Annotated in this window: 17 protein-coding genes; 4 read left to right on the forward strand and 13 right to left on the reverse strand. The window is 46.1% G+C overall.

The window, feature by feature from the left end; genetic code table 11:
• Window positions 1-47 precede the first annotated feature (47 nt).
• From era to OCV77_RS05595, 6 genes are read right to left on the reverse strand one after another with little or no spacing between them, the layout of a single operon-like run.
• Entirely contained in the window at window positions 48-950 is a 903-nt protein-coding gene (gene era / locus OCV77_RS05570) for a GTPase Era (RefSeq protein ID WP_262573960.1), read from the reverse strand.
• The gene (locus OCV77_RS05575; RefSeq protein ID WP_118797868.1) at window positions 943-2,031 is read right to left on the reverse strand and encodes a DUF4349 domain-containing protein; all 1,089 of its coding nucleotides are present in this window, start codon (window positions 2,029-2,031) and stop codon (window positions 943-945) included. Before OCV77_RS05575 ends, era begins: the two co-directional genes overlap by 8 nt.
• A 46-nt stretch (window positions 2,032-2,077) precedes the next feature.
• Window positions 2,078-5,005, reverse strand: coding sequence for an insulinase family protein (locus OCV77_RS05580; RefSeq protein ID WP_262573962.1), 2,928 nt, complete (start codon window positions 5,003-5,005; stop codon window positions 2,078-2,080).
• A 17-nt stretch (window positions 5,006-5,022) separates the two neighbouring features.
• The gene (locus tag OCV77_RS05585) at window positions 5,023-5,466 is read right to left on the reverse strand and encodes a hypothetical protein (protein ID WP_262573963.1); all 444 of its coding nucleotides are present in this window, start codon (window positions 5,464-5,466) and stop codon (window positions 5,023-5,025) included.
• A gap of 24 nt (window positions 5,467-5,490) precedes the next feature.
• Window positions 5,491-6,240, reverse strand: a complete 750-nt coding sequence (locus OCV77_RS05590; protein WP_262573965.1) for a sigma-70 domain-containing protein — start codon at window positions 6,238-6,240, stop codon at window positions 5,491-5,493.
• Between the two features lie 14 nt (window positions 6,241-6,254).
• Window positions 6,255-7,145 (reverse strand): rhomboid family intramembrane serine protease, encoded by an 891-nt coding sequence (locus OCV77_RS05595; RefSeq protein WP_262573966.1) that lies wholly within the window; start codon window positions 7,143-7,145, stop codon window positions 6,255-6,257.
• 221 nt (window positions 7,146-7,366) lie between these two features.
• Between OCV77_RS05595 and OCV77_RS05600 the strand changes: the two genes are divergently transcribed.
• Both OCV77_RS05600 and OCV77_RS05605 read left to right on the forward strand, forming a co-directional pair.
• The gene (locus OCV77_RS05600; protein WP_262573967.1) at window positions 7,367-11,608 is read left to right on the forward strand and encodes a 2-hydroxyacyl-CoA dehydratase; all 4,242 of its coding nucleotides are present in this window, start codon (window positions 7,367-7,369) and stop codon (window positions 11,606-11,608) included.
• Between the two features lie 13 nt (window positions 11,609-11,621).
• On the forward strand, window positions 11,622-12,761 hold the full coding sequence (locus OCV77_RS05605; protein WP_262573968.1) for a DUF4317 domain-containing protein: 1,140 nt from the start codon (window positions 11,622-11,624) through the stop codon (window positions 12,759-12,761).
• A 20-nt stretch (window positions 12,762-12,781) separates the two neighbouring features.
• Here the strand turns inward: OCV77_RS05605 and OCV77_RS05610 are convergent, their stop codons facing one another.
• Together OCV77_RS05610 and OCV77_RS05615 are read right to left on the reverse strand one after the other, a co-directional pair.
• A complete protein-coding gene (locus OCV77_RS05610; protein ID WP_262573970.1) occupies window positions 12,782-13,795 on the reverse strand; it encodes an aldo/keto reductase in 1,014 nt (337 codons plus the stop codon).
• 50 nt (window positions 13,796-13,845) lie between these two features.
• The gene (locus tag OCV77_RS05615) at window positions 13,846-13,995 is read right to left on the reverse strand and encodes a hypothetical protein (RefSeq protein ID WP_262573971.1); all 150 of its coding nucleotides are present in this window, start codon (window positions 13,993-13,995) and stop codon (window positions 13,846-13,848) included.
• A 93-nt stretch (window positions 13,996-14,088) separates the two neighbouring features.
• Between OCV77_RS05615 and OCV77_RS05620 the strand changes: the two genes are divergently transcribed.
• Both OCV77_RS05620 and OCV77_RS05625 read left to right on the forward strand, forming a co-directional pair.
• Window positions 14,089-14,568 (forward strand): S-ribosylhomocysteine lyase, encoded by a 480-nt coding sequence (locus tag OCV77_RS05620; protein ID WP_262573972.1) that lies wholly within the window; start codon window positions 14,089-14,091, stop codon window positions 14,566-14,568.
• A gap of 35 nt (window positions 14,569-14,603) precedes the next feature.
• A complete protein-coding gene (locus OCV77_RS05625) occupies window positions 14,604-15,302 on the forward strand; it encodes a 5'-methylthioadenosine/adenosylhomocysteine nucleosidase (RefSeq protein WP_262573974.1) in 699 nt (232 codons plus the stop codon).
• On the opposite strand, the gene spoIVB is transcribed toward OCV77_RS05625, so the two are convergent.
• The 5 genes from spoIVB to OCV77_RS05650 form a co-directional block, all read right to left on the reverse strand.
• Window positions 15,303-16,604 (reverse strand): SpoIVB peptidase, encoded by a 1,302-nt coding sequence (spoIVB, locus tag OCV77_RS05630; protein WP_262573976.1) that lies wholly within the window; start codon window positions 16,602-16,604, stop codon window positions 15,303-15,305.
• A gap of 154 nt (window positions 16,605-16,758) precedes the next feature.
• The gene (gene recN, locus OCV77_RS05635) at window positions 16,759-18,438 is read right to left on the reverse strand and encodes a DNA repair protein RecN (protein WP_262573978.1); all 1,680 of its coding nucleotides are present in this window, start codon (window positions 18,436-18,438) and stop codon (window positions 16,759-16,761) included.
• A 28-nt stretch (window positions 18,439-18,466) separates the two neighbouring features.
• Window positions 18,467-18,919 carry an arginine repressor gene (gene argR / locus OCV77_RS05640; protein WP_262573979.1) on the reverse strand — a complete coding sequence of 151 codons (453 nt, stop codon included), beginning with the start codon at window positions 18,917-18,919 and terminating at the stop codon, window positions 18,467-18,469.
• A gap of 4 nt (window positions 18,920-18,923) precedes the next feature.
• The gene (locus tag OCV77_RS05645; RefSeq protein WP_118797926.1) at window positions 18,924-19,781 is read right to left on the reverse strand and encodes an NAD(+)/NADH kinase; all 858 of its coding nucleotides are present in this window, start codon (window positions 19,779-19,781) and stop codon (window positions 18,924-18,926) included.
• A gap of 4 nt (window positions 19,782-19,785) precedes the next feature.
• The gene (locus tag OCV77_RS05650; RefSeq protein ID WP_262573981.1) at window positions 19,786-20,682 is read right to left on the reverse strand and encodes a TlyA family RNA methyltransferase; all 897 of its coding nucleotides are present in this window, start codon (window positions 20,680-20,682) and stop codon (window positions 19,786-19,788) included.
• Between the last annotated feature and the right edge of the window lie 18 nt (window positions 20,683-20,700).

Below are 20,700 nucleotides of genomic sequence, written 5' to 3' on the forward strand. Positions count from 1 at the left end.
GCGCCCCCTGATCCTGTTTCCTATTAGGGTTTGCTTTTTTTATTTTTCTATTCGTAATCCTTCTGATTATAGCCGAAATTTTTCAGCAGGAAATCACTGTCTCTCCAGTCCTTCTTGACCTTGACCCAGAGCTGCAGATTCACTCTGGAACCCAGCATCTTCTCAATATCTTTTCTGGCTTCTGTACCAATTTTCTTCAGCATGCTGCCCTGCCTGCCGATGATGATCCCCTTATGGGATTCTCTTTCGCAGATAATGGTCGCATCAATATCTACAATATCTTTTCTCCACTTCATCTTCTCAATGGTAACCGCTATGCCGTGTGGGATCTCCTCATCCAGACAGCGCAGTGCCTTCTCCCGGATCAGCTCCGCTACGATCTGACGCTGTGGCTGGTCAGTCACGGTGTCCTCATCATAAAAGGCAGGTCCATAGGGCAGATATTTCATAATACAGGAGATCAGCTCCTCTGTATTTTCCTTTTTCAGGGCAGAAACCGGAACGATCTCTGCAAAATCCATTTCCTTCCGGTACACATCGATAAAGTGCAGCAGCTCTTCTTTCTTCACCATATCGATCTTGTTGATCACAAGGATAACCGGTGTATTCTGCTTTGAAAGCTGCTCAATGATATGCTTCTCCCCTGCTCCGATATAATCGGTGGGTTCTACCAGGAAAAGGATCACATCCACCTCCCTGATCGCACTTTCTGCCGTTCCCACCATATACTCCCCAAGCTTGTTCTTGGACTTGTGGATACCCGGTGTATCGGTAAAGACGATCTGTCCCTCATCAGAGGTATAAACCGTGCGAATCCGGTTTCTGGTAGTCTGCGGCTTTCTTGAGGTGATCGCGATCTTCTGTCCGATGAGATTATTCATCAGAGTGGATTTTCCTACATTGGGTCTGCCGATCAGTGCGGCAAACCCGGATTTATACTGGTCATTCATGTTTTTCTTCCTTTTCTGTGCTCTCTGTATTCTGCACTGCAGCCCTGGCAGCATCTGCAGCCTTCTTCGCTGCTTTTTCCTCTGCTCTCTGTGCCTTTTTTATCTTTCTTTTCTTATGTCCTCTCACGATCCCCTTGATCACAAGTACAAATATCAGAAGCACGATCAGGAATACAACAATATAAGGCAGATCGATCAGAACACCTATTCCAAACTCGGAAAGTCCCTCTCCTACATCTTCCAGACTGTTTATAAAGCCGCTGCTGATCCTCTCCCAGGTATCCTGTTCTTCTACCGGTGTCAGCTTTTTCACTTCATTAATATAAAGATTCACAGTACTGTAATTTACCTGATTGTCCATGGTACGGAGCTGGGACTCCATGCTTTCGATCTGATACCGCACATCAGACAGCCTGCTCTCTATTGTAATGATATCTTCTACACTTTCTGCCTGCTCCAGCAGGTCAAGCAGTCTTTCCTGCTCTACCTCCAGCGCTTTCTTATGACTTTCCATATCCACATACTGCAGCGTCACATCTGTCACATTTTCACTTCTGCTTGTTACATTGGAGATTTCTGCCACATTGGAAAGAAAGCTGTCCAGCTTATCCTGGGGGATCCGGATAGTCAGGCTGGCATTTCGCAGGCTCTCCCCATAATAACTGCTGTTATTATAAACATTGCTGGATTCCACATAGCCGCCATACGCCTTTGTCTTTTCATTCACCCTTGCATAAAGTGTCTCGAACTCCTCTGTTTCCACATCCATGGAAACATTACGGATCAGCTTCCGGCTGGTATCCTGTACGGCGACCTCCTCCGGGGCACCCTCCTCTGCCACCGCCTCAGCAGTATCATACTCATATTCGTTGGCATACACATCCCCGGTATCATAAAAAGCACTTTCATAAGCACCGTCTGCTGACTTGGATGTGGTCATCATAGCCATATCCGAAGACGCACTGCCGCAGCCCGTAAATGTCAGTAATGCAGCAGCCAGTCCTGCTGCCAGAAAGCCTGTCCGTCTTCTGGTTTTCCATTCTCCGGTTCTGTTTCCTGTTTCTGTGTTTTCCTTTTTCATCCTTTCCCCTCCTTTGCATTTACTTCCTTCCGGGAAGCTGATCCCTTTAATGGAACAGCTGATCCACAGAAAGAAACAGTTTCTTCTCTTCCTTTATCTTCTCTCCGTTTCCTACTACGCAGAGACAGTCATCCTTCATAAAGGCTTCGATATAACAGGAAAGTCCCTTTATCGTTTCTGCTGTAGTTGCCAGCAGCTCATCCCTCTCCTGCTGGATCCTGTCCATCGTAAGACCGGTCAGATACCCTGCAAGAGAATAATTTCCTCTGCCCTTTGGTGTCATAGGTGTATCCAGTTCACTGACCGCACCTATGATAAACTGTGTTACCGTTCTTTCATCAGCCACATAATTCTTCACATAATCAGCAGCTTCCTGATAGGTTTCAATGGTCTTTTCGAGGTTCGGATCCCTATAGGAAACAAAGTAGGAATCTCCGCTTCTTGAAAAGGTACACATACATCCGTAGGCTCCTCCCTTTACCCTGACCTGCGTCCACAGATATTCATAGCCCATCATGACCTTTAAAACCTTCAGTGCTCCTGTAAAGGGAAGTCCCTTTTTCAGGAAGTTGCCGGCACGACATACATACTGTACCTGTCCGGCTGTCATAAAGGCTTCATTTTTCTTCGAAAGCTCCGGTACATAAGGAGTTCCTGATACCTCGTCTGTGAAAAGAGTACTTCTGAACTCTGCGATTTTCTCTTCAATACCGGCAAGTCCTTCTTCCGTGCCTGTATAGTCAATCAGAAGGTTTTCCGGACGGAAAATATAATGGATCAGTGCCTTCAGGTTCTTTTTCAGGAATTCCTTTTTCTCCTCAAAGCTGCTGTCCAGATCTTCCAGGAGTCTACACTGTACCATACCGGAAAGCTGCTGTGCACAGGCTGCTGTCGGGGAGAAATAGGAAAGTGCACGCAGTGCAGCAACAGTATGTCCTGATCCTGTCATGGAAGCCTGCATCCGGCTTCTGCACTCGGCAATGATCTCCTTCAGCCTCTTATCATCTGTAAAATCAGATGTCAGCAGGATCTCCCTGATCAGGTCAAGTGCCTCATCCCTGTTTTCATAAAATACTTTGGTCTTGATCTCCAGCGTAGCCAGGAACTTTGAAAGATCTTTTGCATTGCCATAGGTTCCTGCCTGTACATCAATCCCACCGGTTTTGCAGTTGACCTCATTAAACAGCTCTCCATAGCTGTAATGCTCTGTGTTGACACCCATCAGAACACTTTTCAGGATACCAACGTAAGGGAACAGCTCTGCCGGCACCTGTTTCAGATCAAATAAAAGCTTGATATAAGCGATCCCATTGGTGAAGATATCGTGCACAAGCAGGGTACTTCCTGCCAGCTTTCTTTCTTCATTGATATAAGGAGTGGCCTCTTTCTTCATGTCCTCCCGTTTCAGAAGAGGGATCGTCTCTAACGCTTCCTTCGTATCAGGTGCCTCCTGATATTCCCGGAGTGCTTTTGTATTCTCCACAATAGCAAGAACCTCTTCTTCGGAAAGTGTATTCTTATATGCCTGAAGTCTGTCATGAAGGGCTTCATCCTTCCTTGTGGTCAGTCCCTGTACCGGCTTTACGGTAAGGATCGTCTTATGCGGATTCTTCAGCAGATATCTGTCAATCAGCTCCTCATAATAGCCCTCTGTAATAGCCTCCTTCAGCTCCTCATAGGTCTGATTGGCCTCGATATGCATAAAAGGCTCTTTCTTATCATACAGCCAGCTGTCCATTGCCTGCAGACCAAGCATCAGTCCTTTCGGATAGGAGCCAAAATCCCCTTCTCTGTATTTGAAGGTAAAGTAATTGACAGCCGCCTGCAGTGCCTTTCTGTCGATACCTTCCTCCACCAGCTTTTTCAGAGTATCCTCGATCACGGAAACAAAGGCTTCCTTCTGGTCTTCATCCGCATTCTTGGCTACGATACTGAAGTAGGGCTGTGCAATCCCATTTTCCATGGTGCTGTAAACATCCTTGCCGATCCCTGCATCAATCAGAGCCTGCTTTACCGGTGTTCCCGGTGCAGAACAGAGCACATAGTCAAGAATATCCATTGCCGCATACAGCTTTCTGTCAAGGCTGCTTCCCATGGAAACATTATAGGTCAGATAGGTGTTCTCCCTGACAGGTTCATCCTCCATAATGGAATATTCCTTTACGATCTCCCTTTTCTCTGCAAAAGGCTCCTGCTGCCGGATCTCTGAATCAATCGTAAGGCTGTCAAAATCCTTCAGATAATTCTCTTCCAGGAAGGTCAGATATTCTTCCGCATCCAGATTACCGTACAGGTAAATATAGCTGTTGGACGGATGATAATATCTCTGATGGAAGGAAAGAAATTCTTCATAGGTAAGATCAGGGATATCCTCAGGATCTCCGCCGGATTCCAGTCCGTAAGTGATGTCCGGATACAGGGAATTCATGATCTCTCTCTCTGCCACATCATCCGGGGAAGAAAAGGCACCCTTCATTTCGTTATAAACAACACCGTTGATCTTCAGGTCATCTTCCTTATTTTCCAGCTCATAGTGCCAGCCTTCCTGGTGGAAGATCTTCTCTTCCTTGTAGATATTCGGATAAAATACGGCATCGAGATAGACATGAACCAGATTCTTAAAGTCTGTGTCATTGCAGCTCGCTACCGGGTAAACTGTCTTATCTGGATAGGTCATGGCATTCAGGAAGGTATTCAGGGAACCCTTGGCAAGCTCAATAAAGGGATCCTTCACCGGAAAATTCTTAGAACCGCAAAGTACGGAATGCTCCAGGATATGGGCAACCCCCGTGCTGTCCTTTGGCGGTGTCCTAAAGCCAATATAAAATACCTTGTTCTCATCATCATTTAATAACAGGGTAATATGTGCTCCTGTCCTTTTGTGCTTCAGCAGATATCCTTCGGAATTCAGATCCTTGATCTGTCTCTTTTCCAGAATTTCATAGGCTGTTAATTTTTCAAGATTCTGTGACATAAATGCTATCCTTTCTTTTATACACTGAAGGTCATAAGACCAAGCTTTGATACGATGATTTCCCTGATGATCATCCCGGAAGCTTTCTTCCTTGCAAGGTTCATCTCCGTAAGTTCCTTCAGGGTCAGGATCTTCTCTGTGTAAACCATCTTTTTCTTTCCAAACAGGGATTTCTTCTCTGTCAGTACATTGACCTTTACTTTGATCCGGAGCTGTGCAAAGGTTTCATATAAAAAGCTGCCCTTTTCCAGGTAATAAAATTCACTTTCCAGCGTAGTTTCCAGCGAGGTTTCCTTCAGAAAATAATGCTGTATGATCGTTTTCATCTTAAAGGGAAGCATCTCCTGATCCATCAGCTCCGCATAGGTCAGTCTGGCACCAATATAAATATTGCCTGTATCCTGCATCACATATTTAAAGTCCGTATCCTGCAGTTCTTCCATTCTCTGCCTCTCGTCCATTCCATTCTCCTTTACAGGTCTTTCTCATGAGGGATTTTCGATATCCTCTATCGTATAACCTGACAGACGCATGGCATCCCTGACTGCCTTTTCGCTCAGCCCTGTCTCTGTGCACAGTTCTTCTACTGTAACCTTCCTGCGCAGCTCCTCAGACAGCTCCCTTGCCTTCTCTGCCACCTGGTTTACCTTTTTTAAAACCTTATTGTCCTTCTGGGTTTCTTCCATGCTATCACTGATAAAATCCTCCATGGCATCCATGACCATTTTCATCAGCATTCCTTCGGCTTCTTCCTTCTTTTCGAGGCATCCAAGCATGGTCACACCCATGGAAAGTGCCACGTTGCCTTCTCCGATCAGATCCTCCACAAAAACACCCTGCCCCGCATAAAGCTTTGCGATCTCCACCACCTTAGGCAGATACACCTGGATCAGCCTGCCCTGTGCATCTGTTTCTCCTGCCATGGCAGATAACGTAAAAGCATCCTTCTCTCCGTCTGAAAACACAGGAAGCTCCAGCAGTTCCTTTTTGTACTCTTCCAGATAATCGATCTCCTCTTCAGAAAGGATATCTTCCTCCTCTGCAGCGCTTTCTCCTATCGTGATATGATACTTCTCCAGATATTCAAACACCATGGCAAGCTGCTCTTTTGAAAGAGCCAGCACCTGAAACGCTTCTTCTACCTGTTCCTTCCGGATACTGTTGCACTGTTCTCTGGCAAGACGCTTTACCTTCTCCAGTGTTTTTGCAAATAAAATCTCCTGATTTTCTTCCATCTTTTCTTCCTTCTTTATGAATTACGCTTTACATGCACGTGTGTAAACAGATGCTCCTGACAATATTCATAATTGCCATCGCACTTGGAGCAGAAACGGAACTCCAGCTCCGGATTGGTTTCCTCTGTCCTTCCGCAGACCGCACATTTGTGTCTTGTGATCTTAGAAGAATTCTTTACCTCCCGTTTGAATTCCTGTCTTCTCTTCATCTGCTTTGGTGACATATGGATCCTGCTCCTGCTGGTAAAGAAAAATACACCAAAGTTCAGCAGAGACGCCGCTATGACAAAACGGTTTGCTGCTGTCAGGTAAGGATTTCCATAGCCTGCAATAAAATTATACACCAGAATCAGTCCGTAGATAATACCAAGGAACTTGACTTTGATCGGAATGAAGAAAAACAGCAGGACCTGCATATCCGGAAAGGTTGCTGCAAACGCAAGGAATATGGACATATTCACATAATAGGTGCTGAACATACCGGAAATCAGAGTGAAATAATTCTCTGCGCCAACTGCTACCAGCACTTCTCCCTGGAAAAGATAAACAAAGCCCATCATGGCAAAGGCGCCCACCGCCGTAAAGACCATACCAAGCAAAAGGTATACATTATACCGGTAGGTTCCCCATGCCCTTTCCAGGCTGGTCCCGATCGAATAATAGAAATACAGCATGATCAGGGTAAAGAAATCAAAGCTTTCCGGCGGTACGATCAGCCAGGTAACAAGACGCCATACCTGTCCTTTAAACAGGATCGCATAGGGATTTAAAGTCAGATAATTCAGCATCACCGGATTAATCCAGCTGATCAGATATCCACAGGCATAAAACAGGATCAGTACCAGGGAAATATTCCTGATGGCATATTTGCCGAATTTTTTTTCAAAATTACTCATAGGTTTCATAAAAGAGCTCCTCCGGTCTTTCTTTTCAGCTTAATATGCTACATTTTATCATTCTGCCGGTAAATTGTAAACTCACGGAAGAAATTTAAGAAACAGACTATCCTTTCTTAACAAAATGTTAATTTATCCACATTGCAATTTAAAAAGTGCTGTCGTATAATAACTAAATATGTCCAGCTTTGTCGGACACATAAAATAAGAAGAAAAAGGTGGTTATTTTCATGGACCATACATATACTCTTGGAATCGACATTGGTTCCACTACCGTAAAAATCGCAATTTTAGATGAAACGCATCAAATCCTGTTTTCTGATTACAAAAGGCACTTTGCCAACATCAGGGAGACCCTTTCTTCCCTCCTTCAGGATGCCTATCAGAAGCTTGGAAACCTGACTGTCCATCCTGTGATCACAGGCTCCGGCGGTCTGACCCTTGCCAATCATCTAAAAGTTCCCTTTGTACAGGAGGTTGTAGCTGTTGCCACTTCCTTAAAGGAAATCGCTCCCAAAACAGACGTTGCCATCGAGCTTGGCGGTGAGGATGCCAAGATCATCTACTTTGAAGGCGGCAATGTGGAACAGCGTATGAACGGAATCTGTGCCGGCGGTACCGGTTCCTTTATTGACCAGATGGCTTCTCTTCTGCAGACAGATGCCTCCGGTCTGAATGAATATGCCAAAAATTACCAATCATTATATACCATTGCAGCCCGCTGCGGTGTATTTGCCAAATCCGACATCCAGCCCCTGATCAATGAAGGTGCTACCAAGGAAGACCTTTCTGCCTCCATTTTCCAGGCAGTTGTCAACCAGACCATCAGCGGACTTGCCTGCGGCAAGCCGATCCGTGGCCACGTTGCTTTCCTTGGCGGTCCCCTTCACTTTCTATCTGAACTGAAGGCTGCCTTTATCCGTACCCTGAAGCTGGATGAGGAACACACCATTGACCTGGAAAACTCCCATCTGTTTGCCGCTATCGGTTCTGCCCTGAATGCCAAAGAAGATGTCTCCTACTCCATGGAAGAAATGGTGAAGAAGCTTTCTTCCAATATCAAAATGGAATTTGAGGTGGAACGTATGGAGCCTCTGTTTTCAAGTAAGGCTGAATATGAAGCCTTCAAGAAGCGTCATGCCAGCCACCATGTAGAGACTGCTGACCTTTCCACCTATGAGGGTAACTGCTTCCTTGGTATCGATGCCGGAAGTACCACCACCAAGATCGCTCTGGTTTCCGAAGAAGGAAAGCTCCTTTACTCCTTCTACAGCAGTAATGATGGAAGCCCCTTAAAGACAGCGATCCGCTCCATGAAGGAGATCAGTGAGCTGCTTCCCGAAAAGGCACATATTGTCCGCTCCTGCTCTACCGGTTACGGCGAAGCCCTGTTGAAGGCAGCTTTCCTTCTGGATGACGGAGAGGTAGAAACGGTAGCCCATTACTATGCAGCCGCTTTCTTTGATCCCAATGTAGACTGTATCCTCGACATTGGCGGTCAGGATATGAAGTGCATCAAGATCAAAAATCAGACCGTAGACAGCGTGCAGTTAAATGAAGCCTGCTCCTCCGGCTGCGGTTCCTTTATTGAAACCTTTGCCAAGTCCCTGAACTATACCGTAGAAGACTTTGCGAAGACTGCTCTCTTTGCGGAGCATCCCATTGACCTTGGTACCCGCTGTACCGTATTCATGAACTCCAAGGTAAAGCAGGCACAGAAGGAGGGCGCCTCCGTATCGGATATTTCCGCCGGACTTGCCTACTCTGTTATCAAGAATGCCCTGTTTAAGGTTATCAAGGTATCCAGTGCTGACGAGCTTGGAAAAAACATCGTCGTACAGGGCGGTACCTTCTACAATGACGCCGTCCTCAGAAGCTTTGAAAAGATCGCAGACTGCGAAGCCATCCGTCCGGATATCGCCGGTATCATGGGAGCCTTTGGTGCTGCCCTCGTTGCCAGGGAGCGGTATACCTGCGGACAGGAAACCACCATGCTTCCCATGAACAAGATCCTTTCCCTGCAGTTTGAGACCAGCATGGCAAAGTGCCGTGGCTGTACCAACAACTGCCGTCTGACCATCAACAAATTCTCCGGCGGCAGACAGTATATTTCCGGAAACCGCTGTGAAAGAGGTCTTGGCAAGCAGAAAAATGCCGACAATATGCCAAACCTGTTTGAATATAAGCTAAAGCGGGTATTTGACTACGAACCGCTTCCCGCTGACGAGGCAAAGCGTGGCAATGTCGGTATCCCCAGAGTCCTGAACATGTATGAAAACTATCCGTTCTGGTTTACGTTTTTTACACGCCTCGGCTACCGGGTTATCCTTTCCCCACTGTCCACGCACAAGATCTATGAGCTTGGTATTGAATCCATTCCCAGTGAATCCGAATGCTATCCTGCCAAGCTGGCACACGGACATGTGAAGTGGCTGATCGACCAGAAGGTAGACTTTATCTTCTACCCGGCGCTGTTCTATGAAAGAAAGGAATTTGACGAGGCAAACAATCACTATAACTGTCCAATCGTTACCTCTTATTCTGAAAATATCAAGAATAATGTGGAGGAGATCGGGCGGGGAGAAGCCATTCTCCGTAATCCCTTTATGTCCTTCCAGGATGAGAAGACGATCTCCGATGCCCTGATCAAGGAATTTAAAGAAATTCCATCTTCTGAGATTATTGAAGCAGTTCATCTTGCATGGGAGGAGCTGGCAGCGGCCAGAAGGGATATGCAGCATAAGGGTGAAGAGGTTCTGAAATGGATGAAGGAGACCGGTAACCGCGGTATTGTTCTTGCCGGCCGTCCTTACCATATCGATCCTGAGATCAATCACGGTATTCCAGAGCTTATCAACTCCTATCATATTGCTGTACTGACTGAGGATTCCATTTCCCATCTGGCAAAGCCGGAACGCCCACTGATCGTTTCCGACCAGTGGATGTACCACTCAAGACTCTATGCTGCAGCAAGCTATGTAAAAACCGTGGACAATCTGGATCTGATCCAGCTTAACTCCTTTGGCTGTGGACTGGATGCTGTTACTACGGATCAGGTAAATGATATTCTTTCCGGTTCCGGCAAGATCTATACCTGTCTGAAGATCGATGAAGTTAATAACCTGGGAGCGGCAAGAATCCGTATCCGTTCCCTGATCTCTGCGATCCGTGTCAGGGAGCAGAAGCATCAGGAGCGTGAGATCCACTCCTCCGCTATTTATAAAGTACCCTTTACCGAGGAGATGCGGAAGGATTATACAATCCTCTGTCCCCAGATGTCTCCGATCCACTTTGATGTACTCTCCGCTGCCTTTAAGGCCTGCGGCTATCACTTTGAAGTGCTTTCCAATGACAACCGCCATGCGGTAGATGTTGGACTGAAATATGTAAACAACGATGCCTGCTATCCTTCCCTTATGGTAGTAGGTCAGATCATGGATGCCCTTCTGTCCGGCAAATATGATGTCAACAAGGTTGCTGTCATCATGACCCAGACAGGCGGAGGCTGCCGTGCTACCAACTATGTAGGCTTTATCCGCCGTGCCCTGGAAAAGGCCGGTATGCCACAGGTTCCTGTTATTTCCCTGAACATGGCCGGTATCGAAAGCAACCCCGGCTTCCACCTGAATCTGGAAATGCTGATGCGTGCTGCCTATGCTGCCGTATTTGGTGATATTTTCATGCGCTGTGTATACCGTATGCGCCCTTATGAAAAGGAACCCGGCAGTGTCGAAGCTGTCCACCAGAAATGGGTTGAGAAATGCTGTGCCTTTGTTTCTGCAAAGCATATGAATTTCTTCACCTTCCAGAAGATGTGCCGTCAGATGATTGAGGAGTTCGATGCCATCCCCATCACTGACAGGAAGAAACCAAGAGTCGGCATAGTAGGTGAGATCCTTGTCAAATATGCACCTGCAGCCAACAACCATCTGGTCGAGCTGCTGGAATCAGAAGGTGCCGAAGCTGTCGTTCCGGATCTTCTGGACTTCATGCTCTACTGCTTCTACAACCAGATTTACAAGGCAGACCAGCTAGGCATGAGTAAGAAAACTGCTTTCATTTCAAGGCTTGGCATTGATGGCCTTGAATATCTGCGCAGCGGTGCCAGAAAGGCCTTTGAAAAGAGTGTCCACTTTGAGCCGCCCTGCCGGATCTACCAGACCGTAGAATATGCGAAGGAAATCGTTTCTATCGGCAATCAGACCGGTGAAGGCTGGTTCCTGACCGGTGAAATGATCGAGCTGATCCACAGCGGCGTCAATAACATCGTATGTACACAGCCCTTTGGCTGCCTGCCAAACCATGTCGTAGGCAAGGGTGTTATCAAGGAGCTGAGAAAGCACTATCCGTTAAGTAATATCGTAGCCATCGACTATGATCCTGGTGCCAGCGAGGTAAACCAGTTAAACCGTATCAAGCTGATGCTTTCCACCGCCCAGAAGAATTTAAAAGCACAGAATCAGGCAGACTGAGAAAGGAATTCTTATGATCAAACAGGAAATCAATGAGATCAAACGACTGTTTACCCCAAGCAGCTGCTCCATCACCAGAATCTGCGGCTGCTATATAGACGGTGAAAAGAATAAAAAAACTGATTTTAAGGAAGCATTTCTTTCTCTTCCTGAAGAAGAAATCTTCAAATATTTTGAACTACTCCGGAAAACTCTTTCCGGAAGCATTGGCAAGAATCTGCTGAATCTGGAGTTTCCGACAGATACAGAGCTTGAAGGCGGCACCCAGGAATTTCTCCTAAAGCTTCGTGACAGCAAGCTGAAGGATGATGCCCTCCTGGAGGAATTTTATGACCGTGTGATCGGCTCCTACGAATATGTAGGCAACTATCTGATCCTGCTGATCCATGATGCCTATGATGTTCCCGGAAAGGCGCTGGATGGCATGACCATGGATGACGCCTCCGATACTGTATTTGAATATCTGCTCTGCTGCATCTGTCCTGTAGCCCTGTCAAAGCCGGGTCTCAGCTATGATGCCTCCCTAAATGAATTCCATAACCGGATCAGGGACTGGGTTGTCAATATGCCGGAAACAGGCTTTCTCTTCCCTTCCTTTAACGACAGAGCGACCGATATCCACAGCACGCTGTTCTTTAACAAGAACCCGGAAGAACCACACAGTGAGTTCGTAGAAGGGATCCTTGGCTGCTCTCTGCCCTTATCTGCAGGAAGCCAGAAGGAAACCTTCCAGACCATTATCGAGGAAACTCTCGGTGAAGACTGCGAGTATGAAGTTGTAAAAAACATCCACGAAAACCTTGCTGAAATGATCGAAGAGCATAAAGAAATCCCTGAGCCGCTTACTCTTGATAAAAAGGAAGTCAAGAACCTCCTTGAAAAAAGCGGTGTGGAAGAAGAAAAGCTGAAGGACTTTGATGCTCTTTATGATGCTGCTGCCGGTGATGACACGGCTCTCTTTGTCAGCAATGTGGCAAGCACAAGATCCTTTGAGGTCAAAACCCCTGATGTTGTCGTAAAGGTCAACCCTGACCGTGCCGATCTTGTCAACACCATGATGGTAGACGGCAGACGCTGTCTTGTCATTGAGATCAATGATCAGGTGGAAGTCAATGGCATCAATGTGTCTGTAGCAGAAAAGGCTCCCGAATAGGAAGCCCTTTTTTGTCATTATTATTTTATAGCTTCCTCTATTTTCTGAAGTTCTTCCTCCGGAAGCTTAGCCTTTTCATGCTTTCTGACTGCTTCCAGATTCTTCAGGATCTGTTCCGGCCTGGAAGCTCCGATCAGGACACTTGTAACCTCCTTTTTCTGTAAGAGCCATGCGATTGCCAGCTCTGACAGTGACATACCATAGCTTTCTGCGATCTCATCCAGCTTAAGCAGCAGCGGTCTTGTGGAAAGTATCTGATCCTCGTGCAGGAAACGACCATCCCTCAGCACTCGGCTGTCAGCCGGTATATCCTTCAGATACCTGTCTGTGAGCATACCCTGTGCCAGTGGTGAGAAGCAGATCATGCCCTTACCGGAAATGTAGCCCTGCTTCAGGATACCGTTGTGCTCTACCGTTCTGTTCAAGATATTATAGCTGTTCTGATTGATCACAAATGGACAATGCATCTCATCCAGTATTTTCTCTGCCCTCGCCATCGTCTCTCCATCATAATTGGAAAGTCCCACATACAATGCCTTTCCGCTCCTTACGATCTGTGCAAGTGCCTCCATGGTCTCTTCCAGTGGTGTCTCTGGATCCATTCTGTGATGATAAAAAATATCCACATAAGGCAGTCCCATACGCTTCAGGCTCTGATCCAGACTGGCGATCAGATATTTTCTGCTGCCAAAATCACCGTAAGGTCCTTCCCACATATCATAGCCTGCCTTGGTACTGATGATCAGTTCATCCCTGTAGGCATTCATTTCTTCCCTCAGGATCCGTCCCAGATTACTCTCTGCGCTTCCCGGTACCGGTCCGTAATTATTGGCAAGATCAAAGTGGGTAATACCATGATCAAAGGCTGCAAAACACATCTGCTTCATATTCTCGTAATTATCATTCGTACCAAAATTATGCCAGAACCCCAGCGAAAGGGAAGAAAGCTTCAGTCCACTCCTTCCACATCTTCTATAAAAGCCTGTATTATCATTTTCCTGATATCTTGTTTTACTTGCAGTATATTCTCCCATTGTTCTATTTCCTCCCTAGTAAATTCTATTGTTCTGCCAGTTCCTCTTTTTTATACCTGTTGATCGTATATTTCTCTTCTGTCAACTTTTTCTTCCCCGTTATCATTAACTTCTGTGGCTTGTGACCCCAGTACCATTTTAAGGTGATTATACTCTATTTTTCCTTCTCTTGGAATAATTATTTTATCCCTAATCCCCACTTGCTTTTCCGGTTGCGGAGCCTTCCCTTTTTCGCTATAATGGGCATGGACATTATTGTGAAATATTTCATATTAAAAGAAAGGATCAACCCTATGGAAAAAATAGCAAGTTTTACCGTCAATCACATAAAGCTCCAGCCAGGTATCTATGTTTCCCGTAAGGACTCTGTCGGTGCTGAAACGATCACTACCTTTGACCTGCGCATGACAAGCCCCAATGAAGAGCCTGTTATGAACACGGCAGAGGTTCACACGATCGAGCATCTTGGTGCCACCTTCCTCAGGAACCATCCCGTTTTTAAAGACAAGACCATTTACTTTGGTCCCATGGGATGCCGTACCGGCTTTTATATGCTTCTTGCAGGGGATTATAGTTCAAAAGAGGTAGTTCCTCTTGTAACAGAATTATTTGAATTTGTCAGAGATTTTAAAGGTGAAGTACCCGGCGCTGCAAAAAGAGACTGCGGCAACTATCTGGACATGAACCTTTCCATGGCAAACTATCTCGCCAGGAAATATCTGGATCAGGTTTTATACGGGATCAGGGAAGACCGTCTGATCTATCCGGAATAAATTTTCAAAGCAAATACAGAAAGGACTATAGACATATGAAAAAAATCGGAATCATCGGAGCCATGGAGCTGGAAGTCAGCACACTGAAGGAAGCCATGACCGTTTCCTCTGTTACCACCTGTGCCGGCATGGACTTTTATGAAGGTACTTTAAATGACGCTGCTGTCGTTATCGTACGTTCCGGTGTAGGCAAGGTCAATGCCGCCCTCTGCGTACAGATCCTCACAGATAAATTTACTGTAACACATATCATCAATACCGGTGTTGCCGGTTCCTTAAATGCCGCACTGGATATCGGAGATATTCTGGTATCAAGGGACGCCATGCATCATGATGTGGATGCTACCATCTTTGGTTACAGGCCAGGCGAGGTACCCCAGCTTGGCATCTGTGAATTTGTGGCTGATGATCAGCTTGCCTCCCTTGCCATTGCTTCCTGCAGGGAAGTAAATCCGGATCTGCAGGTTCATCTTGGACGTGTTGTCAGTGGAGATCAGTTTATCTCCTCCTCTAAGGTAAAGGAACGCCTGATCCAGGTCTTCCACGGTGACTGTGCTGAAATGGAAGGTGCTTCCATCGCCCAGAGTGCTTATCTGAACCATATTCCCTTTGTTATCATCCGTGCAATCTCAGACAAGGCGGACGGCTCAGCAGAAGTAGACTATCCTGTGTTTGAAGAGGCAGCTGCCAGACATTCTGCCCGCCTTGTTGCGGATCTGGTAAAAAGAATCTAATCAGTTTTTCTCCAGCATCCGTTCAATAAAGATACCATATCCCTTTGTGGAATCCTGTACAAGAACATGAGTGACAGCACCGATGATCTTTCCGTTCTGGATGATCGGACTGCCGCTCATTCCCTGTACGATCCCACCTGTTTCAGATAACAGCCTCTCGTCTGTGATCTGCAGGACAATTCCCCTGTTGATATTATCATTTCCGAGATTGATATCCGTGATCTCTACTTCATAGTTTTCAATATCACCACCAATAGAACAGCGTATCTGTGCAGGACCAGCCTCGATCTCCTGCTTCAGTCCTACAGGAAGGGCTTCCTGCTCCTCACCTGCAATATCCGGAGAGCAGACACCAAAGATCCCTCTTGTCGTATTTTCCGTTATGGTTCCCAGAATATTTCTGTCATCATATTCGATAAACCCCGTCAATTCTCCTGGTGATCCATTGCTTCCCTTTGTGATCCCGATGATTTCCGTATGATACAGTGTTCCTTTCTGCAAAGCCATAAGCGTGCTGGTATCCACATCATTGATCCCATGTCCGAGTGCTCCAAAATGTCCCGTTTCATCTATATAGGTCATGGTTCCAACCCCCTGTGCATTATCTCTGATCCAGATGCCAAGCTTATATTCTCCCTGTTCATTTAGCTGCGGCTTTGTCATCACATACAGTTCCTCTTCATTTCTTTTTATCTTCAGAATCAGATTCTGTCCTTCACAACAGCTCACTGTTTCCATAAACTGTTTTTTCCCTTTTACCGGTTCATCATTGACCTCAAGGATATAATCCCCTGGCTGAAGAATGTAATGGGCAGGACTGCAGCTCTCCCCGCTTTCTCCCTCAAATTCCCCAACACCAACCACCAGAACGCCTTCAGTCTTCACATATATCCCAATCGGGATTCCCACCGGTTTCAATCTGACATCATCAATAACTTCCACAGAAACATCCTTGAGCGGTATGACACCAAACAGTCTTACCTTCAGCTTATAGCTGTCAATCTGCTCTGCTTTCATCGTTACCGGTCTGCTGAAATCTACCATCAGCCCACTATCTGCGATCGTCTTCTGTCCGGCCGCCGATGTTTCCACCGCTTCCTTATACAGAATGCCTTTGGCAGGTACCTGGAAATCAAATGTTTCCTCCATACCTGATTTCACCATAATAGTCGCCGGAATTCTGCACCACAGACTATAATATCCAAATGCAGTCGTCATTCCTGTTCCAAATATCAGCAGTATATATAAGAAAAACCGGTAGGCTGCCAGTTTATTTCTATTATTCCTTTTGATCTGTTCCAAGCCTTCACATCCTTCTCTTTTCCATACAGAAGGTTTTTGAAATAATTTTTCTCACTTCTGCCGGCACTTCCCGTATCCCTTCAAACTCAAAGAAAAAGGAACACGCTCTTTGCATGTCCCTTTTAGTATGTGAAATATGGATTTTTTTATGTTACTAATTCTTGGATTTTAAAGCCATCTGCTTCATCTCTCTGGCATTAGTCATAACAGCCTCTGTCACTTCGCCCCCGCCAAGGAGTCTTGCCAGCTCCAGAGCACTCTCTTCTTCCTTAAGCTCCCGGATCCTTGTCACCGTCCGTTCCCCTTCGATCTGTTTCTCGATCAGAAAATGCACATCCTCCATGGCTGCGATCTGCGGCAGATGAGTGATACAGATGATCTGATGCTCCCTGGAGAGCTGTCCCAGCTTTTCTGATACCTTCCATGCTGTTTTTCCGCTGATCCCTGCATCGATTTCATCAAACACGAGAGTAGGTGTTTCTTCTGTATCCGCGAACACCGATTTGAATGCCAGCATGATTCTGGAAAGCTCTCCCCCGCTTGCTACCTGGGAAAGAGGCTTTTTTGCTTCTCCAGGATTGGTAGAGATCAGGAACTCTGTTCTGTCATAGCCCTGCTCGGAAAGATATTCCTCATCACTTATAACGGTAACTGCAAAATCTACATTAAGGAAATTCAGATCTCTCATTGCTTCTGCCAGTTTCTTTGATAATTCCTCTGCTTCCGCCTTCCGTATCCCGGATACCGCCTTACAACACTGAAGAAGCTTCTCCTTTTCTTCTGCCAGCTTTCCCGAAAGCTGCCGATAATATTCCTCATAATCTGAAAGCTGCATCAGCCTCTTTTTCTTTTCTTCCAGCTCCTGAAGCACTGCTTCAACAGTCTGTCCATACTTTCCCTTCAGATGGTTGATCAGATCCAGTCTGTCTCTTATCCTTGCATACTCTTCCTCATCGAAGGTAAGGCTTTCCTGATAATCTGCCATGGATCTGTTAAAATCATTCAGCAGATTGTCTATTTCAAGAAGCTGGTCTGCAAGTATCCCTGCTTCTTCATCCAGCATGATCACATTCTTCAGTTCCCTGACTGCCCTTCCGATCAGTTCTCCGGCACTGCCATCCTCTTCATAGCCGGTTATACCATAAACAAGACCTGCCGTTTCCTGAAGCTGTCTGGCACTGCTCATTTTACGATAGCTTTTTTCCAGTTCTTCTTCCTCTTCTGGAATCAATGCTGCTTCTTCGATTTCATTTACTTCAAAGGAAAGCAGATCCATTTCTCTTTTTCTTGTCTGCTCATCCAGGGCATTCTCCGAAAGCTCCTTCTGCAGCTGCCTGTATTCCCGGTAACTCTTTTTCAGATTATCTTTCAGTTCTGCAAGCTTTTTCCCTGCAAAAGCATCCAGCAGCTGTGCCGGTTTCTCCCTGCCTAAAAGCTGCTGGTGCTCGTGCTGTCCACACATATCAAGAAGTACACCTGAAAGCTGCCGGAGCTGTCCCATGCTCACGCTCTCTCCGTTTACCCGGCATATACTCCTCCCCTGCATAAGCTTACGCTGCAGGATCAGTGTATCATCCTCTATAGGGAACTCCAGCTCCTCTATTCTTTTCTTCTGCTCTTCATTCAGGGAAAAAACAAGCTCGATCAGTGCATATTCAGCACCGGTTCTGATATAGTCCTTATCTGCCTTTGCGCCAAGTGCCAGATTGACAGATCCTATAATAATAGATTTTCCGGCACCTGTTTCACCGGTTAATATATTCAGTCCTTTTTTAAATTCCACTTCTGCTTCGTCAATCAAAGCCAGATTTTTTACATGTAAGCTTTCCAGCATTTTTATTCCTCCTGCCAGTGCAAAACAGTTATTCTTCCAGTACACTGCGGATCTTTCCCATAGCGGTCTCCGTTTCCTCTGTTGTTCTGACTGCTATCATGATCGTATCATCCCCGGCAATAGATCCGACAATCTCCTTCAGCTTCATGGCATCGATTGCCGCTGCCACTGCCATGGCCATACCGGATACTGTCTTCACTACAAGTATATTCTGTGCCATATCCATGGAAACAAACCCGTCCTTTAATACACGGATATATTTATCGCTCAGATAATGATCATTGTGTGGCAGTATCGTATATCTCTGTCTTCCATCCCCACCGGAGATCTTGGAAAGCTTCAGCTCTCTGATATCTCTTGATACCGTAGCCTGAGTCACATGATAGCCGGCTTCCTTCAGACGATTTGCCAGCTCCTCCTGGGTTTCAATCTCATATTGCTCTACCAGTTCTTTAATTTTTTCATGTCTGCTTTTTTTCATTTTTCTATCCCATCTTGTTATGAAGGCTTTCCAGAAAGCTGACCCTGCTCAGCTTGATGATCCCTGTCGTCCTGCTGGAGCGTCTGATCACGATCCTGTCTCCTGTACGGAGCGTCACTCTGTGATTTCCATCAAAGCTTGCCTCGACCTCCTGAACTGTCCCATCATGTCCTGTGTCTATACTGATAGTCACTTCATCCTCCGGTGAGAGCACAATACTGCTGTGCTGCATGGAATGTGGACAGATCGGTGAGATCACCATGAGCTGCGCCTTGGGATCCACCACGGGACCTCCTGCCGACAGATTATAACCGGTAGAGCCTGTAGGTGTTGCCACGATCATGCCATCTGCACTGTATCTGTGCAGGAACTGCCCGTTAACACTGATCGTAAATATAATGATCTGCAGGCTTCCCTTTCTGGTAATCACAATATCATTGAGTGCCTGCGTGGAATCCTCCGGCATATCCCTGTCCTCTTGAAATACATCCCCCGTCAGCATCATACGCTTCTCGATCTCATAATCTCCTTCGATCAGACGAAGCAGAGCATGCTCAATATCCGTCTTATTGACTTCTGCCAAAAATCCCAGGGTACCCAGATTGATCCCAAGGAATGGCACTGTCAGATCCGCCAAATCCGCCGCTGCCTGCAGCATGGTTCCATCACCACCTAGAACAAGCACGCAGTCTATGTTCTCTGGCACCCCTGTGCTGTCTGTATGCCCCTTTTCCTTCCTCTTCTGATTATCCTGTTGGATATAACAGTTCTTTCCTTTTTTCTGCAGAAAGTCCCGGATCTGATTTGTAACCTGATAATCCGGATCCTTGGAGCGGTTCGTTATGATATAAAAATTTTCCACGGCTCTATTCTCCTGCATTCAGCCCCTCATGTGCCAGCAGAACAGTCTCTGTGATCAGTTTGTTCATTGTTTCCTGATAAGAATAACCACTTTTCTTTTCTGTAATCTCTTTTAACATTTCTTCTGCTTCTGTCTCTGTCACAGCTTCTGTTCCCCTGATCCGCTCTTCATTCTTACGGATATAGACAAGATATTCAATATTTCCCTCCGGTCCCTTGATCGGTGAATAGTCAAGGCTGAGCACATCAAATCCGATCATATAAACATAATCAATGATCTTGCGGATGACTTCCTCATGTACCGCTTTATCCCTGACAACACCCTTTTTCCCGATCTTATCCCGTCCAGCTTCAAACTGCGGCTTGATCAGGCATACCATTTCCCCTTCTTCTGAAAGGATCGCCCTTGCCGGCAGCAGGATCTTGGTCAGGGATATAAAAGAAACATCCACTGATGCAAAATCCGGTGTATCCTCAATATCCTCTGGTTTCAGATAACGGAAATTCGTTTTTTCCATACAGACAACCCGCTCATCATTCCGAAGCTTCCAGTCAAGCTGCCCGTGTCCGACATCTACAGAATAAACCCTTTTTGCCCCATTCTGGAGCATACAGTCTGTAAATCCCCCAGTCGATGCACCAATATCCATGCATATTCTATCCTGCAGGGAAAATCCAAACTTTTTCACTGCCTTATCCAGCTTTAAGCCCCCTCTGCTGACAAAGGGCAGTGTATTGCCCCGGATCTCCAGTCTGATCTTTGAAAGCTCAAACGTAGTTCCGGCTTTGTCTTCCCGCTGTCCATCCACGAAAACATCTCCTGCCATGATAATGGCTTTTGCCTTTTCCCTGGAGGCAGCATATCCCTCCTGAACTAATATCACATCCAGTCGTTCTTTCATCTATGATTCCCAGCTTCC

It is taken from the genome of Suilimivivens aceti (genome assembly GCF_025567405.1).
GTDB lineage: Bacteria > Bacillota > Clostridia > Lachnospirales > Lachnospiraceae > Suilimivivens > Suilimivivens aceti.

Bases quoted from the DNA above. Each gene is read 5' to 3' on its own strand.
- era (WP_262573960.1), bottom strand. From the start codon at position 950: ATGAATGACCAGTATAAATCCGGGTTTGCCGCACTGATCGGCAGACCC.
- recN (WP_262573978.1), bottom strand. From the start codon at position 18,438: ATGCTGGAAAGCTTACATGTAAAAAATCTGGCTTTGATTGACGAAGCA.
- OCV77_RS05610 (WP_262573970.1), bottom strand. From the start codon at position 13,795: ATGGGAGAATATACTGCAAGTAAAACAAGATATCAGGAAAATGATAAT.
- OCV77_RS05650 (WP_262573981.1), bottom strand. From the start codon at position 20,682: ATGAAAGAACGACTGGATGTGATATTAGTTCAGGAGGGATATGCTGCC.
- OCV77_RS05605 (WP_262573968.1), top strand. From the start codon at position 11,622: ATGATCAAACAGGAAATCAATGAGATCAAACGACTGTTTACCCCAAGC.
- OCV77_RS05595 (WP_262573966.1), bottom strand. From the start codon at position 7,145: ATGAAACCTATGAGTAATTTTGAAAAAAAATTCGGCAAATATGCCATC.
- OCV77_RS05585 (WP_262573963.1), bottom strand. From the start codon at position 5,466: ATGGACGAGAGGCAGAGAATGGAAGAACTGCAGGATACGGACTTTAAA.
- OCV77_RS05575 (WP_118797868.1), bottom strand. From the start codon at position 2,031: ATGAAAAAGGAAAACACAGAAACAGGAAACAGAACCGGAGAATGGAAA.
- OCV77_RS05580 (WP_262573962.1), bottom strand. From the start codon at position 5,005: ATGTCACAGAATCTTGAAAAATTAACAGCCTATGAAATTCTGGAAAAG.
- OCV77_RS05620 (WP_262573972.1), top strand. From the start codon at position 14,089: ATGGAAAAAATAGCAAGTTTTACCGTCAATCACATAAAGCTCCAGCCA.
- OCV77_RS05600 (WP_262573967.1), top strand. From the start codon at position 7,367: ATGGACCATACATATACTCTTGGAATCGACATTGGTTCCACTACCGTA.
- OCV77_RS05625 (WP_262573974.1), top strand. From the start codon at position 14,604: ATGAAAAAAATCGGAATCATCGGAGCCATGGAGCTGGAAGTCAGCACA.
- OCV77_RS05590 (WP_262573965.1), bottom strand. From the start codon at position 6,240: ATGGAAGAAAATCAGGAGATTTTATTTGCAAAAACACTGGAGAAGGTA.
- argR (WP_262573979.1), bottom strand. From the start codon at position 18,919: ATGAAAAAAAGCAGACATGAAAAAATTAAAGAACTGGTAGAGCAATAT.